This window comes from Myxococcus sp. NMCA1 (assembly GCF_026810205.1).
GTDB classification, from domain to species: domain Bacteria; phylum Myxococcota; class Myxococcia; order Myxococcales; family Myxococcaceae; genus Myxococcus; species Myxococcus xanthus_A.
This window is the reverse complement of record NZ_CP113950.1, coordinates 3526551-3544854: the sequence shown is the minus strand read 5'-3', so window position 1 is coordinate 3544854 and position 18304 is coordinate 3526551. Positions and strand designations below refer to the sequence as shown.

The 18304-nt window shown below is 69.0% G+C and carries 14 protein-coding genes and 1 other RNA gene; 9 read left to right on the top strand and 6 right to left on the bottom strand.

The window, feature by feature from the left end:
- Window positions 1-157 precede the first annotated feature (157 nt).
- From OZ403_RS15190 to OZ403_RS15180, 3 genes are all read right to left on the bottom strand, one after another.
- Window positions 158-328, bottom strand: coding sequence for a hypothetical protein (locus OZ403_RS15190; RefSeq protein ID WP_268784502.1), 171 nt, complete (start codon window positions 326-328; stop codon window positions 158-160).
- Window positions 329-432: 104 nt separating this feature from the next.
- On the bottom strand, window positions 433-1431 hold the full coding sequence (locus OZ403_RS15185; RefSeq protein ID WP_140798187.1) for a serine/threonine-protein kinase: 999 nt from the start codon (window positions 1429-1431) through the stop codon (window positions 433-435).
- A complete protein-coding gene (locus OZ403_RS15180; protein WP_268784501.1) occupies window positions 1428-2318 on the bottom strand; it encodes a tetratricopeptide repeat protein in 891 nt (296 codons plus the stop codon). The genes OZ403_RS15185 and OZ403_RS15180 overlap by 4 nt, the downstream gene beginning before the upstream one ends.
- A 249-nt stretch (window positions 2319-2567) precedes the next feature.
- Between OZ403_RS15180 and ssrS the strand changes: the two genes are divergently transcribed.
- From ssrS to OZ403_RS15155, 5 genes are all read left to right on the top strand, one after another.
- Window positions 2568-2764, top strand: a non-coding RNA gene (ssrS, locus tag OZ403_RS15175) — 6S RNA.
- Between the two features lie 19 nt (window positions 2765-2783).
- Window positions 2784-3407 carry a 5-formyltetrahydrofolate cyclo-ligase gene (locus tag OZ403_RS15170; RefSeq protein WP_002639727.1) on the top strand — a complete coding sequence of 208 codons (624 nt, stop codon included), beginning with the start codon at window positions 2784-2786 and terminating at the stop codon, window positions 3405-3407.
- A complete protein-coding gene (locus tag OZ403_RS15165) occupies window positions 3404-4192 on the top strand; it encodes a TIGR00282 family metallophosphoesterase (RefSeq protein ID WP_140790629.1) in 789 nt (262 codons plus the stop codon). The genes OZ403_RS15170 and OZ403_RS15165 overlap by 4 nt, the downstream gene beginning before the upstream one ends.
- 56 nt (window positions 4193-4248) lie before the next feature.
- A complete protein-coding gene (gene tyrS, locus OZ403_RS15160; RefSeq protein WP_140790627.1) occupies window positions 4249-5511 on the top strand; it encodes a tyrosine--tRNA ligase in 1263 nt (420 codons plus the stop codon).
- 97 nt (window positions 5512-5608) lie between these two features.
- A complete protein-coding gene (locus OZ403_RS15155; protein ID WP_140790625.1) occupies window positions 5609-6709 on the top strand; it encodes a hypothetical protein in 1101 nt (366 codons plus the stop codon).
- Between the two features lie 38 nt (window positions 6710-6747).
- On the opposite strand, the gene OZ403_RS15150 is transcribed toward OZ403_RS15155, so the two are convergent.
- Together OZ403_RS15150 and OZ403_RS15145 are read right to left on the bottom strand one after the other, a co-directional pair.
- Window positions 6748-12783, bottom strand: coding sequence for an alpha-2-macroglobulin family protein (locus OZ403_RS15150; RefSeq protein ID WP_268784500.1), 6036 nt, complete (start codon window positions 12781-12783; stop codon window positions 6748-6750).
- A gap of 48 nt (window positions 12784-12831) precedes the next feature.
- Entirely contained in the window at window positions 12832-13473 is a 642-nt protein-coding gene (locus tag OZ403_RS15145; protein ID WP_140798184.1) for an SAM-dependent methyltransferase, read from the bottom strand.
- A 75-nt stretch (window positions 13474-13548) separates the two neighbouring features.
- Here OZ403_RS15145 and OZ403_RS15140 point away from each other — a divergent pair, with 75 nt between their 5' ends.
- The 3 genes from OZ403_RS15140 (at window position 13549) to dctA (ending at window position 15712) form a co-directional block, all read left to right on the top strand.
- Window positions 13549-13971, top strand: a complete 423-nt coding sequence (locus tag OZ403_RS15140; protein ID WP_268784499.1) for a hypothetical protein — start codon at window positions 13549-13551, stop codon at window positions 13969-13971.
- Window positions 13972-14031: 60 nt separating this feature from the next.
- Complete coding sequence (locus OZ403_RS15135) at window positions 14032-14319, top strand: hypothetical protein (protein ID WP_140790617.1); 288 nt, start codon at window positions 14032-14034, stop codon at window positions 14317-14319.
- Between the two features lie 103 nt (window positions 14320-14422).
- Window positions 14423-15712 (top strand): C4-dicarboxylate transporter DctA, encoded by a 1290-nt coding sequence (gene dctA, locus OZ403_RS15130; protein WP_174258777.1) that lies wholly within the window; start codon window positions 14423-14425, stop codon window positions 15710-15712.
- A 10-nt stretch (window positions 15713-15722) separates the two neighbouring features.
- Here dctA and OZ403_RS15125 read toward each other — a convergent pair whose 3' ends face one another.
- Window positions 15723-16862, bottom strand: coding sequence for an acyl-CoA dehydrogenase family protein (locus OZ403_RS15125; RefSeq protein ID WP_140790613.1), 1140 nt, complete (start codon window positions 16860-16862; stop codon window positions 15723-15725).
- 347 nt (window positions 16863-17209) lie between these two features.
- Between OZ403_RS15125 and OZ403_RS15120 the strand changes: the two genes are divergently transcribed.
- Complete coding sequence (locus OZ403_RS15120) at window positions 17210-18274, top strand: efflux RND transporter periplasmic adaptor subunit (protein WP_268784872.1); 1065 nt, start codon at window positions 17210-17212, stop codon at window positions 18272-18274.
- The last annotated feature ends 30 nt before the right edge of the window (window positions 18275-18304 follow it).

Below are 18304 nucleotides of genomic sequence, written 5' to 3'. Positions count from 1 at the left end.
CGCAGGAACACTTTCAGCGCGCTCCTCTTCTGGGACCTAACAATCCGACTGCGCGGGGCCAAGCCTCTCCCTCGGACTTGGGGGCACCGTCACGCGCCAGATGCACGCTGTTGGACAGGCGCGAGGCAAAACCAGCGCCTCACGCCCTCCAGCGTCGCTACCAGGACTGCTCCGGGAGCAGCTGCTCGCGAACATCCTCGTCGGGCTGCCCGTAACCGGGCATCCCGTCTTCCCGGGCTTCATCCGCCTTGGAGATCCGCGGACGCTCACGCTCCTTGGGCTCGGGTGCGGACTGCTCCGGCTTCGGCTGCTTGGGCTCGTTGGCCATGTGAATTCCTCCCCCCACGCGACACCGCGCGGCGGAAGGAAAGGTCGTCATCGTCCTGGGAGGTGGGCAGGGACGGTGGAGCGGACAACAGCGTGCCCGCTCCCCTACCCCGCGCGCGAGCCCGGCGTCGGCGGCGTCCCACCGGGCGGCGGCGTGGCGGGCACCTCATCACTGGCGCCGAAGAGGCCGCGCACCACGGCGGCGATGGCCAGCGGCGTGCCCACGCGTTCGTCGTAGTGGGGCGTCAGCGCCTGGGCGAACTCCTCCGCCGTCGGGAAGCGGTCCTCGGGACGCTCCGCGAAGGCCCGGGCCACCACGGCCTCCAGCGCCTCCGGGATGTCGGGCCGCAGCTCACGCAGGGGCCGGTACTGCCGGGCGCGGATGGCGTTGAACACGGCGTCCGGCGTCGTGCCGGTGAAGGGGCGCTCCAGCGTCAGCAGCTCGTAGAGCACCACCGTGGCGGCCCACAGGTCGGCCTCCGGGCTCACCTCGCCGAGCAGCGATTCGGGGGACAGGTAGTAGGGCTTGCCCAGCACGTCGCCGCCCTGGAGCTTGCCGTCCACCAGCACGCGCGACACGCCGAAGTCGCCCAGCTTGATTTCGCCCACGCGGGAGATGAAGACGTTGGACGGCGACACGTCGCAGTGGACGATGCCCAGCCGCTCGCCCTGGGGCCCCGTGGCGGAGTGCGCGTACGCGAGCGCCTCCAGCAGCACCTTGCCCAGGTACACCGCGAAGTCGAGCGGCAGTGGAATCCCGCGCACCTTGCAGCGCCGGAGGATCTGCCCCAGGTCGCGGCCGTCCACCAGCTCCATCACGATGAAGTAGATGCCCTCCAGCGCGCCGGCATCCAGCACCGTGACGATGTTGGGGTGGTGGAGCTGCTTGGACAGCTGCGCCTCGCGGGCGAAGAGCGCCACGGACTCCGGATCCCGCGTCAGCGCGGGCAACAGGCGCTTGAGCGCCACCGTCCAGCCCTCACGCGGGCCGGCCAACACCCGGGCCCGGTACACCTCCGCCATCCCGCCCTTGCCCAGCACGGAGAGGACTTCGTAGTTGCCGAAGACCCGCGTGGTCTTCTGCGGGGGAGTCGGCTGGCTCACGGCGTGGTGTTTCCGGCCCCCGCCGGCGGGCGGACGGGAACCCGCTTCCGGGTCCGCTGCTGCTGCATGAGCGTTTCGATGTCCCTGATGTCTTCGCGCAGCGCCTGCTCCGCCACCGCTTCCGCCGCGCGGCCCGCGGGCATCCAGCCCTGATCGAAGGCCTTGCGCAGCGACTCGCGCGAGCGGTTGCGGTTGCCTTCGCGCTGATACGCGTAGGCCAGCCACAGGTGGACGTCCGCGCGCCCCAACGCCCTGCCCGCCTCCAGCGTCTTCACCGCGCGGCTCACGTCATTGAGCATCAACTGGCTGGCCCCCAGGCCCACCACCGCGGCGGCGCTGCGGGGGTCCTTCGACAGGGCCAGCTCGAAGTGGCGCTGCGCCACGCCCGCGTTGCCCGCGGCCAGCTGACGCTGCCCCTCCTCCAAGGGTGACACCTCGCCCTGCCGGCCCAGTCCCGCGGCCACCTGCGCCGCGGACGAGTTCGCGCCGTCCGGCGTGGCCGAGGCGGCCACGGCCGTGGTCGCCGAAGCCGCGCGCGCCGGCGACACCGCGTCCGCGTCCCGGGACAGCGGCCGCAGCAGCAGGAGGGAGTCGTTCTTCAACACCGGCGAACGGCAACCGTCCTTCAGGCGGAACAGGGCCGTCATCACCCCATCTTCCGGGTTGAACACGACCAGCGCGGGCAGATTCACCCGCGGCTCACAGTGGGGGCCCAACTGGCAGAGCAACACCTGGCCCACCAGGACGTTGTCCTGGAACTCGCCAGAGAGCACCTCCGTATCGGGTTCGAATCCGCAGGGTCCGCCAGTCGCGACCCCCACCAGCTGGTCTCCCTGCATGCGCAGGGACACCACGCCATAGGAATCCCCTTGATAGGAGCTCGACACCGTGGGCGGTCCCGCCCACGCGAGGCCGGAGGCAACGGAAAGAACCGTCGCAAGACCCTTGTTCAATAGCGAGGGCGGCATATGTGGGTGGATTCGGGCTCTTTCCATCATAGAGGTCCCGCGCCTGCCTTGTAAACGCGCGAGGATGCCTTGACCCCGCCGCCCCCCGTCCTTATCATTTCCAAAGACTCTGGCGGGAATTCCCAATAGATTCGAGGATTTGGAAGCACTGTAGCTTTGTTCAAGGGCTGTCCCCTGCGGGGCGCGTGATGCTCGGCAGAAATTCGAACCGATACGTCCATTCCGGGGTCCGTTTCGGTCTCCATGTGCAAGCCCTCCCTCCTCACGGGGGATGAGGGAAGCCTGCGGAGACATGATTTCGGTCCCCACCTGGCTTTTTGAGGGTTCAATGGACGCCGGGCACACGGCCATGCTGCGGGGGACTTTTTCTTTGGAGCGGCGTCGGTGAGCGAGACGGTGGTGGAAGAGGCGGCGGCGAGGAAGCAGACCCTAAGAGAGGAGCTCACGGCGCGCCGGAAGGCGATGACGCCGGATCTCATCGATACGCGGGGTCTCAAGGTTCAGTCTCGGTTTCTGGCGGCGCCGTATTATCAGAAGGCGCGCACGGTGGCGCTGTACGCCCCCATTCGGGGGGAAGTGCCAACCCGGGATATCCTGATTGCGGCGTTGCAAGACGGCAAGATTGTCTGCTACCCGCTCTCACATGTTCACGGGCGGATTCTTTCGTTCCGTGCCATCAAGTCGGAAAGCGAGCTGGAACCGGGACGTTTGGGGGTGCGTGAGCCCACCAACTCCGCGGACCTCATCGCGGTGGACCAGATTGACCTCTTCGTGGTGCCGGGCCTGGGCTTCACCCGGGAAGGCAAGCGGCTGGGGCGCGGGGGCGGTTACTACGACGCCACCCTCCGCGCGGCCAGTCAGCGCAGTCGTCGGGTGGGCCTGGCCTTCAATGACCAGGTCGTCCCCGTGCTGCCCACGACCGGGGATGACGTCGACATGGACCTGGTCGTAACGGAGTCTGAGTCCCTGCGCGGCCTGTACCGCGACTGGGACTTCCTCGATACGTGAAAGTCCTCTTCATGGGGGACGTGGTGGGCCGCCCGGGTCTCCAGGCGGTCCGCACGCTCCTTCCGAGGGTCCGCGCGCAGCACGGCGTGGACGTGGTGGTCGCCAACGCGGAGAACAGCGACCAGGGCTCGGGCATCACTTCAGAGACGGCCCACTACCTGCTCGACAGCGGCGTCCAGCTGCTGACGAGCGGTAATCATTTCTACTCCAAGAAAGCCATCCTCCCCTGGGTGAAGGAGCATCCGGACCTGCTCTTGCGTCCGGCCAACTACCCCAAGGGCACACCGGGCAAGGGCCACAGCGTGGTGAAGCTGCCGGATGGGCGCGCGCTGGGCGTCATCAACCTGGAGGGGCGCGTCTTCATGCGCACCGAGGCCAGCCCCTTCGAGGTGGTGGAAGGGCTGGTGGAGGAGCTGCGCCAGCAGACGCCCTGCATCCTGGTGGACATGCACTGCGAGGCGTCCAGTGAGAAGAACGCCATGGGTGTCCACCTGGATGGGCGGGTGTCCGTGGTGGTGGGGACGCACACGCACGTGCAGACGGCGGATGAGCGCATCCTCCCCGGTGGCACGGCCTTCATCACGGATGTCGGCATGTGCGGTCCGTTGGACTCCGTCATCGGCATGAAGAAGGAGTCCTCGCTGACGCGCTTCCTGGGCAAGCCGGCGCCCTATGAGGTGGCGGAGCGGCTCGTCTACCTGCAAGGCGTGGTGGTGGACATCGACGACGCCACCGGACGGGGACGGAGCATCCACCGCGTGCGTGAGCACCTGCCAGGCACCTGAAACCCGGTGGAGGAAGTGCGTCCACGGCTGGCGCACTTCGGGTAGCTTGCGGCGTCATGAATCCGGACGCGCTGCGCAAGGCGACCCCCGAGGAGCAGTTCGAAGAAGTGACCCGTGGCACGGTGGACCTCCACGTGCCCGAGGACCTGAAGAAGAAGCTTCAGTACTCGTATGACACGGGCAAGCCGCTGGTCATCAAGGCGGGCTTCGACCCGAGCCGGCCGGACCTGCACCTGGGCCACTCGCTGCTGCTCACGCGCATGCGGCGCTTCCAGGAGTTCGGCCACACGGTGGTGTTCCTCATCGGTGACTTCACGGGGTTGATTGGCGACCCGACGGGCCGCAACGCCACGCGCCCGGCGCTCACGCGCGACGAGGTGAAGGCCAACGCGGAGACCTACAAGAAGCAGGTCTTCAAGGTGTTGGACGAGGCCAAGACGCAGGTGCGCTTCAACTCCAGCTGGCTGGACACGCTGGGGACGGAAGGGATGATCCGCCTGGCCTCGCGCTACTCCGTGCAGCGCATGCTGGAGCGCGACGACTTCAAGAAGCGCTTCCGCGGCGAGGTCTCCATCTCCATCCACGAGTTCCTCTACCCGCTCCTGCAGGGCTACGACTCGGTGGTGCTCAAGGCGGACGTGGAGCTGGGCGCGACGGACCAGCTCTTCAACCTGCTGGTGGGCCGCCAGTTGATGAAGGAAGAGGGCATGGCGCCCCAGGTCATCATGACGGGCCCCATCCTGGAGGGCCTCAACGCGAAGGCGGTCGACGGGAAGATTGTCGGCGACAAGATGTCCAAGAGCCTGGACAACTACGTGGGCATCGACGAGCCGGCGGACACCATCTTCGGCAAGTTGATGAGCATCACCGACGACCTGATGTGGCGCTACTACGAGCTGCTCTCCGCGAAGACGCGGAAGGAGCTGGCGGAGATGCGCGCCCAGGTGGAGTCTGGCGCGCTGCACCCCAAGGCGGTGAAGCTCGGCTTCGCGCAGGAGATGACGGCGCGCTTCCAGGGCGAGGAGGCCGGGAAGAAGGCCGCCGAGGACTTCGAGAAGCGCTTCGCGAAGAAGGAGCTGTCCACGGACGAGCTGCCCCTGGTGGAGGTGTCCCTGGGCGGCGCGGAGAAGCTGCCGGTGACGAAGCTGCTGCCGGAGTCGAAGCTGGTGGCGTCCGCCACCGAGGCCCGCAAGCTGATGGCGCAGGGCGGCGTGCGCGTCAACGGCGAGAAGGTGCAGGACCCCAAGGCGGAGCTGGGCGCCGGTGAATACACGGTGCAGGTGGGCAAGCTGAAGGTCGCCCGCGTGAAGCTCGGTTGAATCTCCGGCCGGTGACGGCCGTCGCAGGCGCAGGACGAGCCCCCCTGCCCCTCCCTCCGAGGGGCACGGTGGGGACTGCTGTAGACTCCCGTGCGCCATGCGTCTTTCCCTCCCCTGTCTCGCCCTGTTGCTGAGCGCCTCGCTGCCCGCCCTCGCGGGCCGCGGTGTCTTCGTGTCCGACGTCACGGTGGACGCCGTCGAGCAGCCCGAGTCCCGCAAGGTCCTCTTCACGGTGGAGGCCGGGAGGCCCTACCCCCTGTTGAAGAAGGGCGGCCCCAACCGCGCCTGGTGCAAGCTGAGCGGCGCGTCCGCCGAAGGCTGGGTGTTGTGTGAAGGCGCGCCGGAGTCCGCCGCGCCCGCTGCTCCGAGCGCGGCGGCCCTGGTGGCCGCGGACCGTGCCCACTCGGCGCGGCAGGTGGCGATGCGGGGCCCCGCGGGCAACGCGGCCGCGCGTGACGCTGACAACGACGGCGACGAGGAACTGGCCGGCTCCGCGAGCTGGAAGCCCGCCACCGGCTGCGCGGCGACGTGTGACAGCGCGCCGCTGTTCGCGAAGCCGCCGCCCTTGTCGGCCATGGACCGCGAGGTGTTGGACTTGTGCCCCGCGCGTCCCGACGTCAGCGTGAGTGAAGGCGACGTGCGGCGCTTCCTCTCCCGCCACTACGACGACCCGCGCCTCCAGCGGGCCTTGTCCGTGGCGGGACGGCCCGGCGCGCGGCAGGCCAACATCGACTGGCTCACGGGCCTCTGGGTCAGCACCGGGCCTCGCAACGCCTTCACGCACGTCTTCTGCGGCGACGACTGGCAGCGCGGCCCCATTGGCGGCCTGCACTTCCTGCCGCGTTATGCCCAGCTCGAGGCGGAGGGCCGCCTCTGCTACCAGGGCCCGGTGCGCGGCGACGCGGCCTTGAAGGGTGACGCCTACCTCATCCGGTTCAAGGGCGTGGCGCCCTGGTCCTGCGGAGAGAAGCGCGTCGGTGGCTTCTCTCGCGCGCCGGACGCGGTGGGCCTGATGTCCATTGGCACGCGCGCCTTCGCCCGGTGCTGCGCGCGCGGCGGGGCCAAGAAGGAAGGCGGCGTGTACTCGGCGCCGGACCTGGGCGGGACGAACTGGCGCGTCTGGTGTGGCACACGCAATGGCACCTACGGCATCGCCACCCTGCATCCCACGGACGACAAGGCCACCTGCGGGGAATGAGCCCGGACTGAAGGGCCCACTCCCCGCGGCGGACCGCGCTACTTCGCCGCGCCCACCGTGATCACCGCCCCGGCGGAATACGCGGTGAACTCCGGCGCGTACATGGACTGCACGGTGGCGGGGCCCACCTTGAACTGGCCGCCCATGTTGGCGCGCAGCCGGTACTTGAAGGTGTACTCACCGGCGGGCAGCTGCTCGAAGAAGAAGTTGGTGCCGGAGTCCCGCGTCTCCTCGTACCAGACGATGCCCAAATCCCAGCGGTGGCGGGACTGCACGTTCTCTGGCTCCAGGCCCGCGGCGCGCGGGTCCCTCAGGTGCACGTACTCCGCCGCGTGCTTCGCGCGCAGGGAGAGCTGCACCTCCACTTCGTCACCGGGGAGCACCACGGCGCCCTCGGCCAGCGGCACGAGCATGGCGTCCCGCCCCTGCCGCTCACGCAGGAAGTAGCGCCGCGACACCTGGAAGAAGTCCCCGCGGTCGCTGTCCGGCAGCTTCTCCGTGGAGAAGTGCCACGTCGCGGACGCGAAGGCGAAGCCTGGCGTCGTCTTCTCCACCACCACCGAGCTCATCGTCGCCGGATTCAACTCCGGCCCGGGCACGACGACCTGGTTCTTCTTGCCCGTGTACTCGTCCGGAGCGAAGGACATGCGCACCACGCGCGGGCCCACCGTCACCTGGGCGTCCTCGCGCACACCCAGCGCGCCTTCCGCCTGGAGGTACTTCACCAGCGCGTACAGCGACTCCGCCGTGGCCCGGGTGGACTTCCAGTGGTTGAGCTTCTTGTCCAGCAGCAGCCACTGGACCAGGCCCTCACGGCGGGCGTCCTTCGGATTGAGCTCCGTCAGCGTGCGCAGCGCGAAGGCATGCGTCTCCGTGGTGTCGTTGTACCAGAGCCAGCTGCGGTCCTCCTGCGCCCAGTAGGTGCCCAGCTCGGGACTCGTCTTCGCCGAGTCCATGACGCTCTCCCAGACGCGGTTGGCGTCCGCGCCGCGCCCCGCGCGCTTCAGCGTCAGCGCCAGGTAGCCCTTGAGGTAGGGCGAGTGCTTCTTCCAGTGCTTGTAGCTGAACGCGAGCATCCGCGCCCGCTCCGCCGCGGTGAGGGCATCACCGGTGTAGCTCGCGTTCGGATACGCGGAGGCCGTGTAGTTGAGGAACGTGAGGAACTCCCAACCGCGCTCCTCCTTCATCAGCTTCGTCGCGTACTCCTCGCGGAAGTGCCGCGCCAGGTAGCCCCAGGCGCCCTGGGTGATTTCCGGCGGGACTTCCACGCCGAACTCCATCGCGCGGGAGAGGCCATGCACGATGTAGAGCGTCATGTACGGCGACGGCGGACCACCCGGCCACCAGGGGAAGCCGCCGCTGGACGTCTGCGCCTTGCGGAGCTTCGCCAGCGCGGACGTGCGCTCGGCGGCGGCGACCTTCGGGTCCAACACCTTCACCAGGCCGGCGTCCGGCCCAGCGCCGCCCTTCGCCATCTCCAGCCAGGGCGTCTCCTCCAGGGCCATCTTCCGGTTGGGGTCTACGGAGTCCCACGTCTCCAACTGGGTCGGGCGCTCGCTCAGCTGCTTGGCCATCCGCGCCACCGACGGGTACTGCCCGTACAGGCTGGACAGGATGCCCGTCGACACGAAGCGGTTGAGCGTCTGCTCCGTGCACTCGTAGGGGTAGTTCACCAGATACGGCAGCGCCTGGAGCGCCGAGTAGAACAGCTGCGTGTCCACGGTGACGACCAACTGCTCGTTCACCCGCGTCGGGTCACCGCCCGCGCGCAGGTCCTCGAACTGCATCGTCTTGGAGTCCTTGCCCTTCAGCGTCACGAAGCGCGACTGCGCCAGGTGCATCCGGCTTGGCAACACCGGCAGCGGGCGCAGCTCACCATCACTGTGATTCTCCGCGCGCGCCTCCACACGGAAGGCCACGGGCCCCACCCGCGTGGGCGTGGTGAGCGGGAAGCGCAGGCGCGTCCCCTTCCCCGCCTCCACGCGGAAGGACTGCGACGCCTTCTGGACGCCGAAGTCCGACAGCACGCTCTTCTGCAGCTCCAGGTCCTGGATGTCCAACGTGAGCGTGCCCTGCATCGGGCGCGACGCCGCGTTGTTCACCATCACCTCCAACACCGCGCGGTCGCCCTCGCGCAGGAAGCGCGGCACGTAGGGGCGCACCATCAGCTCCTTCACGCTCCGGGAGGCGCGCTGCAGCGAGCCGCCCTTCAAGTCACGCGTGACGGCGTGCACCCAGACGCTCCACGCCGTCACCGAGTCCGGCACGGTGAACTCCAGCGTCGCCGAGCCATCCGCCCCGGTGAGCACCTGGGGCGCCCAGAACGCCGTCTCCGCGAAGTTGGAGCGCAGCGGCTGCGGCGCGTCCGGAGTCCCGCCCCCACGCCCAAAGCGCTCTTCCTTGTCCGACTGCATCTTCGCCTCGGCCCGAACAGACGCCTCGGCGGGCGGCGGGGGCGGCGCGCCCGGAACCGGTGGCGCGGCCATGGGCATGGCGGCCCTTGGCGCGGCGCCCTCCCGCATGCCGCCCATCTCACCACGAACCATCTGCCGCATCCGCCGCCGGCCTGGGCCGCCCACCTCAAACCCCTCCCCGAAGAGCAAGGCGTCAGGCTCAGGTGCTGACCAGCTCGGCACCTCGCCATATCGCGCGTTCACCACCCACCGGGTGTCCCCCAGGCTCGCCGACGACTGCATGTCCACATGGGCGTGCTCCTGGGGATACAGCGACGCCACGCTGGGCGGCGTCTGCTTCGCGAACAGGTCCAGTGACTGGTCATACATGTACGCGAGCAGCTCGGCAGTGCCCGCCTCCACCTTCGCGCCCTTCGGCCCCTTCACCGTCACGCGCCAGGTCTCCTTCGCGCCCGGGCGCAGCGTGTCGCGGAAGGTGGCGAACTCCAGCTGCAGCTCCTTGTCGTCCCAGGGCACGAAGATGGACTTCGAGAAGAGCAGGAACTGGTAGTCACGCACCGTGGACAGCGCCACGGTGAAGCCGCCGCGCAGCTCCGCCGTCACCGGCACCTCCACCACTCCGGAAGTCTGGCCCGCGGTGAGCTTGCGCCGGGAGATGCGCCGCTCTCCCTGGTAGATGTCGAGCAGCAGCGGCTGTCCCTTGAACCCCGAGACGGCCATCAGCCGCACCACCTCTCCCACCCGCGCCGTCTCCCGCTCGGCCACCAGCATCGCGGGCACCGCGAGAGGCGTCGCCTTCCCGGCCACCACCAGCTCGCGCCCCACGGTGTACGTCTGACCGAAGGCGTCCGTCGTCTCGTAGTGCAGCCGGTACGCGCCCGCCTTGAGCGACGGCAGCTTCAGCACGGCCAGGCCCTCGGTGTCGTGCTGCACCGAGCCGGTCGCCTGCTCGGCCCCATCCGTCCAGCCGCGAATGGTGGACTCCGGCGAATACGCCCCGAACCACCGAGGACGCAGATTGTCTCCAGGCGTGGGCGTGAACACCGCCTCGGGGTCCTTGTACTCCGGCAGGCCGTAGGGCTCGTCCGCGGGCAGCAGGGGCTGCGCGGGCTGCTTCAGCGCCACCAGCCGCCACTTGCCCGGCCCCGGCTGCGGCGCGCCATCCAGCGTGGAGCGCGTCAGCCGGACCTCGGCCGCGGCGCCCTCGCGGAGGAACCCCGTGTCCAGGTCCACGCGCGCCTCCACGGCGACGAAGCCCAGCCGGAAGGCCCGGCTGGCCGAGCGCGTCTCACCGCCTTCGTCCGTCGCATCCGCCTCGATGCGGTAGTTCCAAGTCAGCCCCGGCGTGGCCGCGGACCGCTCATCCGCCTCGGGGGTGAAGCCGATGGTGAAGCCTCCGTCCGCGCCCAGCGGCGACGTGCCCGTCGCCACCACCTGCCGCTGCGAGGCCCCGGACGGCGGGCCCCACCACCACCAGGGCAGCACGGGCTCGCGGTACGCACGCCACCGCACGGAGCCGGACGTCACCGGCATGCCGAAGTAGTAGCGGGCCTCGCCCTGGAACGTCGCGGGCCGGTTGAGGCGCAGCTGCGCCTTCGCGTCCTTCAGCGTCACCTCGAAGGTGGGCCGCTTGTACTCCTCCACGCGAATCGCCGCGCGCCCCCCCGCGCTCACGATCACGGACCACGCCCCCAGCATCCGGCCGGTGGGAATCGTGAACTCGCCCGCGGCGGAGCCGAAGTCGTTGGTGTGGACCTCCCGGGACTCCACCACTTGGTGGTTCGGGTCGAACAGCGTCACCTGGAGCGGGCGGTCCGCCAGCGTCTGGTAGCGCGCCTGCTCGCCCCGGCCGCTGAAGGCCACCGCCTTCCACAGCACCTTCTGCTGGGGCCGGTACACCGCGCGATCGGTGAAGACGAGCGCCGACTGGACGTCCCCGGGCTGATGGCGCTCGTAGAACGGCACCTGGCCCGGGTGCAGCAGCGCGTTCCGCCCGACGCCGGCCACCAGGACGTAGCTGCGGTAGCCATCACCCGGGACCGAGTCGAAGGTGGCCGCGCCGTCCGCGTCCGAGAGGATGCGCGCCGCCTCCTTGAAGCCCTGCCTGTAGTTGACGCGGATGAGGCGCAGGGGAACCTTCGGCACGGGCTCGCCGGTGTCGCCGTCTACCAGCCGCACCTCCAGCAGGTCCCCGTTCGAGGGCCGCGCGACGATGACCCAGGGCGTCACCGTCAGGTACACCGCGACGATGCGGTTGTTCGTCGCGCGGAAGTCCTCGTGGGCGGAGGCCATGATGACGTATGTCCCCCGGGCCGTGAGCGGCGGCGTGACGAAGGTGCGGTGCTCCCGGAAGTCCTCCGTCTTCGGCAGCGGCACGCTCCAGGTGGCCACCGGACGCTGGTCCTTCACCAGGGCCTTCAACGGCGCGCCGTCCGGCATGAGGTTGTAGTCATCCACCTGGGTCAGCCGCTTCTCCAGGTCCACGGAGAACGCACGGAAGTGCAGCATGGACACGTTGCGGTGGGTGACCTCGACGGAGCGGCGGCGCGGCCCGTCCGACTCCAACGAGCCCATGCTGAACTCCGGCGCTTCAATGGCGGCCATGAGCACGCGGCAGCGCTGCGCGCCCTTGGATTCGGGGTGCGTGGCCGCGCACGCCTTCGCCAGCGAGTGGGCACGCACGGCGTGGTCCGCCGCTCGCTCCATCTCCGCGAGCTGGGCCTGCCCCATGGTCGACCAGGGCACGTCGCGGAACGCGGGCAGCAAGGCGGCCAGGTGTTGCCGGATGCGGGTCCGGTCGGCCGTGTCCGTGAAGTGCTGGTGCAGCACCGTGTAGCGCTGCAGCCGGGCCTCCAGCGCCGACTCGCGCCGCCCCGCGGACTGGTGCCACGCCTCCAGGTCCCCGAGCACCGCCGCCACCTTCACCAGCGGATGGACGCCGGGGTCCGTCAGCGTCACCTTGGGCGTCCCCTCCAGGAGCGTGCCCAGGTCCAGGCGGTACACCTCATTGGCCTGCTCGGGCCGCCAGTGCGAGCTGTCCGCCAGCAGGGACACGCGCAGGTACGACACGGCATCCCGCAGCGTGGAGCGCAGCCCCTCCGGGTAGGTGTTGGGCTTCACGTACTCGGCCAGCGCCTTCAGGGGCTCGCCGCCGAGTTGCTGCCGCTGCTTCCACACCTCCTCGTAGGCCCGCTGGGCCTCGGCGAGAATCTCCTCGTAGGTCCACGCCTTGAGGTCCACCGGCCCGGAGGACGCCACGGACTCGCGCTGGCGTACCTCCCAGCCGTAGACCTGCGCATAGGTGACGAGCGCGTTCGCGTAGTAGAGGTTCAGCGTCGCGCGAGGCAACGTACCCTTGGGCCAGGGCTGCTCCCGCAGGAAGCGCACCGCCGTCTCGTAGCCATGCATTTCGGTGCGCAGCTGCACCGTGCGCACCAGCGCGCGCGTCCACTCGGCCTCGTCGCCCTTGGACTTCGCCTGCGCCAGACGGGCCTCGGCGCCCTGGGCGGCGGCCTCCAGCTTCTGCGCTTCGACCATCCCCTCGATGGCCTTCCACGAAGGCGGCGCCTTACCCTGCCCCAGCACGGGCGAGGTCAGCAGCAGCAGGGCGAACAGCCAGAAGCGAACAAAGGGTGCGCGGGTCCAGGGGGTCCGATGCATGTCGGCACTCTAGACACAGCTGGGCACCCGAACGTTCCACAATGAACGTCAGTTCGCCTCCGGGGCCTCTGGCGCACGGCGGCGCAGACCCACCAGGTAGACCTCCATGCTGGCGCCGCGGGTGGCTTCCGGCCGGACCACCTTCACCTCTTCGAAGAGGGCGCGGACCTGGTTGCGGAAGTCCTCGAAGTCCCGGCCCATGAAGACCTTGGCCACGAAGGACGACCCGGGCCGGCCCCGCGCCGCGGCCAACTCCAGCGCCTTGCCCGCCAGCCGCAGGCTGCGCGCCTCGTCGGTGGCCTTGATGCCGCTCGTCTTGGGGGCCATGTCGGAGATGACGGCGTCGAAGGGGCCGGCATGGAGCTCGGTCAGCTTCGCGTCGAAGTCGTCCGCGAGCACGTCCAGCACCGCCGTCTGCACGAAGGGCTGGCTGAAAGGACGGATGGCGACGATGTCCACGCCGATGACGCGGCCCTTCGGTCCCACGGCATCCGCCAATATCTGAAGGAAACCTCCGGGCGCCGCCCCCAGGTCGAGCACCACGTGCCCCTTCTTCACCATGGGGAAGCGCTTGATGAGTTCATCGACCTTGAAGGCCGAACGTGCCCGCAGGCCCTCTTGCTTGGCCTTCTGGAAATAGTGGTCTTTAGGACGGTAGGGCTTGCCCATGTCAGGGGGGCTCCCTAGCATCCGCTACTGTCTTCGGGAAGCCGGAGCAGTCGCGGGTGTCACTCCCCGTGCAACGGCCAGTCCGGAGGACGTTGGATGGGCACGACCCGGAGCGTGATGACGGCGCTGTGCATCTCCCTGCTGTCGGCTGGGGGCGCCGCCTACTGCTATACCCGCGCGGACGCCCTCCAGGTGCAGGGCCAGTGGCTGATGGAGCGCGGCACCGCCCAGGCGGAGGACTACGCGGCCCGGTTCGACGGCGCCGCGGCGGACGCCCAGCTGAAGACGTTCGCGGAGCGCCGGGCCATCCTGGAGAAGGCACACGTGTGGCAGCGCGGGATGCTGCTGGGCGTGCTGATCTCGGCGCTGGCCACCGTCTCCGCGTACCTCCTGTTCCTCCTCAAGCGGCTGAACGACCAGCTGCTCGATGCCACGGGGGGCAGTGCGTACGAAGGCACCTCACGGGAGTCCGCCTCCCCGGAGCCCGTCCAGGCGTTGATGCCCAGTCCGCAGCGCTGATCGCTCGCCGCCAAGCGCGGCCCGCTGGCACAATGGCGTCCCCGATTCATGGAGGAGGCCATGCCCGGCTGCGCGCACTGTGGACACCGGTTGGACATCATCGCGAACCAGGTGGGCCGGCGTGACGATTGCCCCCACTGCGGCGAGGACATCCGTTCGTGCCGCAACTGCCGTCACTTCGACCTGGGCGTGGCGAAGGAGTGCAAGGAGCCCTTCGCCGAGGTGCCCAAGGACAAGGACGGCGCCAACTTCTGTGAGCTGTTCCAGATTGGCGAAGGCGGCATCCATGAGAAGGAGAGCCGGGACGCCCTGCTGAACGCCGCGGAGGCGCTGTTCCGCAAGAAGTGACGCAGCCCGCCACCGGAAGCCCCCGCTGCCCGCCGGCACCTGGCGCCAACGAAGCGCCGAACCGGGGCGCTATAGTCCGCGGCCTCCCGAGAGAGGGGTGCGGATGCGGTGGTTGAAGAATCTGTACGTCCAGGTGCTGCTGGCCATCGCGGTGGGCGTCATCCTCGGCTGGCTGCGGCCGGACCTGGGCGAGTCCATGAAGCCGCTGGGCGACGGCTTCATCAAGCTGGTGAAGATGATCATCGCACCGGTCATCTTCCTCACCATCGTCGCGGGCATCGCGAAGATGGGCGACCTCAAGCACGTGGGCCGCATCGGCCTCAAGGCGCTCATCTACTTCGAAGTCCTGACGACGCTGGCGCTCGTCGTGGGGCTGGTGGTGGTGAACACCCTGAAGCCCGGCGCGGGGATGAACATCGACCCGGCGCAGATCGACACCTCCGGCATCACCCAGTACCGCGCGTCCGCGTCGCAGCAGGGCACCATCCCCTTCATCCTGGACATCATCCCGCATGACTTCCTGTCGGCCTTCACCGAGGGGAAGCTGCTTCAGGTGCTGCTCGTCGCGGTGCTGACGGGCGTGGCGCTCACCCGCCTGGGGCCCATGGGACAGCGCGTGCTCGACTTGTCGGATGACCTGGCGCAGGTCTTCTTCGGCATCGTCGGGATGATCATGAAGCTGGCGCCGCTGGGCGCCTTCGGCGCCATGGCCTTCACCGTGGGCAAGTTCGGCGTCGAATCGCTCAGCTCCCTGGGCCGGCTGCTCATCGCCGTCTACGTCACCTGCGCCCTCTTCGTGTTCCTGGTGCTGGGGCTGGTGGCGCGGCTGTCCGGCTTCTCGCTGTGGAAGCTGCTGCGCTACATGCGCAGTGAGCTGTTGCTCGTGCTGGGGACGTCGTCGTCGGAATCCGCGCTGCCCCGGCTGCTCAAGCGGCTGGAGACGCTGGGCTGCGACCGGGGCGCCGTGGGGCTGGTGCTGCCCACCGGGTACTCGTTCAACCTGGATGGGACGTGCATCTACCTGACGATGGCGGCCATCTTCATCGCCCAGGCGGTGAACGTGGACCTCACGCTGGGCGAGGAGCTCACCTTGCTGGGCGTGCTGCTGCTGACGTCGAAGGGCGCGGCGGGCGTGACGGGTTCGGGCTTCATCACGCTGATGGCCACGCTGGCGGCGCTCAACGGCAAGGTGCCCGTGGAAGGCGTGGCCCTGCTGCTGGGCGTGGACCGCTTCATGTCCGAGGCCCGGGCCATCACCAACGTCATCGGCAACGCGGTGGCGACGCTGGTGGTGTCCAAGTGGGAGGGCGTGCGTGACGACACCGTCATGCACGCCGAGCTCGACAGCGGGCCCAAGCCCCTGGAAGGGGTGCGCCTGGGCCACGGCACCTGAGTGCGCGGCGCTAGAAGCCGTAGAGCTTCGAGATGATCTCCTTCATCACCTCGGAGGTGCCGCCGCCGATGGTGATGAGGCGCACGTCGCGCCACATGCGGGCGATGGAGGTCTCCTCCACGTAGCCCATGCCGCCGTAGAACTGCTGGCAGTCGTAGGCCACGCGCTGGGCCAGGTCGCCCGCGAACAGCTTCGCCATGGAGACCTCCTTCACCGGGTTCTCCTTCCGGTCGAAGAGGTCCACCGCGTGGTACGTCAGGCGCTTGGCCGCCTCGATGGCCGTCAGGTGCTCCACGAACTTGTGGCGCCACACCTGGAACTTCATCAGCGGCCGGCCGAAGGCCTCGCGCTCGTTGCCGTAGCGGATGGAGTCCTCCACCATCCGCTCCATGCCCGCCACCGTGGTGATGGCGCCCACCAGGCGCTCACCCTGGAAGTTGGTCATGATGTGGTAGAAGCCCTCGTTCTCCTCGCCCAGCACGTAGCGGGCCGGAATCCGGCAGTCCTCGAAGTAGAGGACGGCGGTGTCCGAGGACAGGTTGCCCACCTTGTCCAGCTTCTTGGAGACGCCGAAGCCCTTCACGTCCGTGGGGAACGTCACCAGGGAGATGCCGCCGTAGCCCGCCTCCCCCGTGCGCACCGCCAGGGTGATGAAGTCCGCCCGCGTGCCGTTGGTGATCCACATCTTCGAGCCGTTGATGACGTAGTCATCCCCGTCCCGGCGCGCCGTCGTCTTGATGCTGGCCACGTCCGAACCGCAACCCGGCTCGCTCACGCCCAGCGCGGCGATCTTCTCGCCCTTGAGCGCCGGCTCCAGGAACTCGCGCTTCTGCTCGTCCGTTCCAATCTCGTTGATGATGGGCGTGGCCATCTGGCTCTGCACCAGCAGCGCCATGTTCACGCCCGCGTTGAGGCTGCGGCTCAGCTCCTCCGCGAACACCGTCACGTACCAGTAGTCCAGCCCGCTACCGCCGTACTTCGGGTCGTGGTTGATGCCCAGGAAGCCCAGGTCCCCCGCCTTGCGGAACAGCTCCTTGGGGAAGATGCCCGCCCGGTCCCACTCGAGGCCGTGCGGGGTCATCTCCTTCTCCACGAAGCTGCGCACCGTGTTGCGGAAGGCCTCGTGTTCCTCGGTGAATGGGTGGGGCATGGGGTGTCCTCGGCACGAAAGGATTGATTCTTGAATCAATAACAGGGGCCTCTAGGTGCCACAAGCACCGCCGCCCAGACACACAGTTCCCCTCCTTGAGGCCAGAGGACGGACGCACCGCGTCGTGTCATTTTCACCTGCCCGCTCGGCGGACGGCCGTTGGGCGAGCCGGGGAAAGATAGTCCGCACTCCGGAGTATCCTCTTGACAGACAGTTCAGGGGCTGTAGTTTCCGGGGCGCAGACTTTCCATGTAGAAGCCGGCCCGGAAGTGTCTCCAGGGGACAAGTGCCCCGTGACCGGCAGGAGCAGGACGACCGTGATTCGACGCATGTGGATGGCCGCGGCAATGGCAGCGGTGGTGACGACGGGCTGTGGCAAGGCCAGCAACAAGCCGGCCCTCCCGGAGCAGACGGGTCCCGCGGCATTGGGCGTGCGCGCCATCACTCCGGCCACGGAGTTGAGCGGCGACGTCACCCGCGTGACGGGGCAGATCCGCTCGAAGAACGAGGCGGTCCTGGGGCCCCAGGCGACCGGCACCATCTCGAAGATGAACGTGCGGGTGGGCGACAAGGTGAAGAAGGGCCAGGTGTTGGCGGTGCTGGACGCCTCCAACGTCGCCATCAGCGTGGAGCAGGCGCGCGCCGTGAAGCAGGCGGCGGACGCGGCGCTGGAGCTGGCCACGTCCTCCCTGGAGCGCACCCGGAAGGTGGCGGAGTCCGGTGGCGTGGCCGCCGCGGGGCTGGATCAAGCCGTGATTGGCCAGAAGCAGGCCGCCGCCCAGGCCGCCCAGGCCGCCGCCGGGCTGCGGCTGGCGGAGGAGATGCTGCGCGACCACTCCATCACCGCCCCCTTCGACGGCGTCATCACGGCCCGTACGAAGAACATCGGTGACTCGGTGGCGGTGACCCCCTCCACGCCCGTGTTCAGCATCGTCGACACGACGGGGCTGGAAGTGCGCGCGCAGGTCCCCGAGTCCGTGGTGGACAAGGTCCGAGTGGGCAGCAAGACGCATGGCACGGTGAGCCCCAGCGGCGCGCGCTTCGACGTGCAGGTGTCCGTCGTGGGCGCGGTGGTGGACGCCACCAACCGCACGGTGGAGGTGCTGGCCGACGTGGTGGGTGAGCCTTCCACGGCGCTGCGTCCCGGCGCCCTGGTGGAGCTGGACTTCTCGACCGTGGGCGAGGCCGACGACAAGGGCCTCTTCCTCCCCACCCAGGCCGTCAGCGCCCGGGGCCAGGAGGGCTTCGTGTGGGTGGTGCAGGACGGCACGGTGCGCAAGCGGGATGTGCGCGTCGAGCGAGTGCTGCCTGGTTACGTCCGCATCCTCCAGGGCCTGGGCGTCGACGAGCGCGTGCTCGCCGACTCCTCCCTGGACGTGAAGGAGGGCACGGCCGTCCGCGTAGTGCAGTGACGCCTGCCCTCCCCTTTCAAGTTCGGAGCT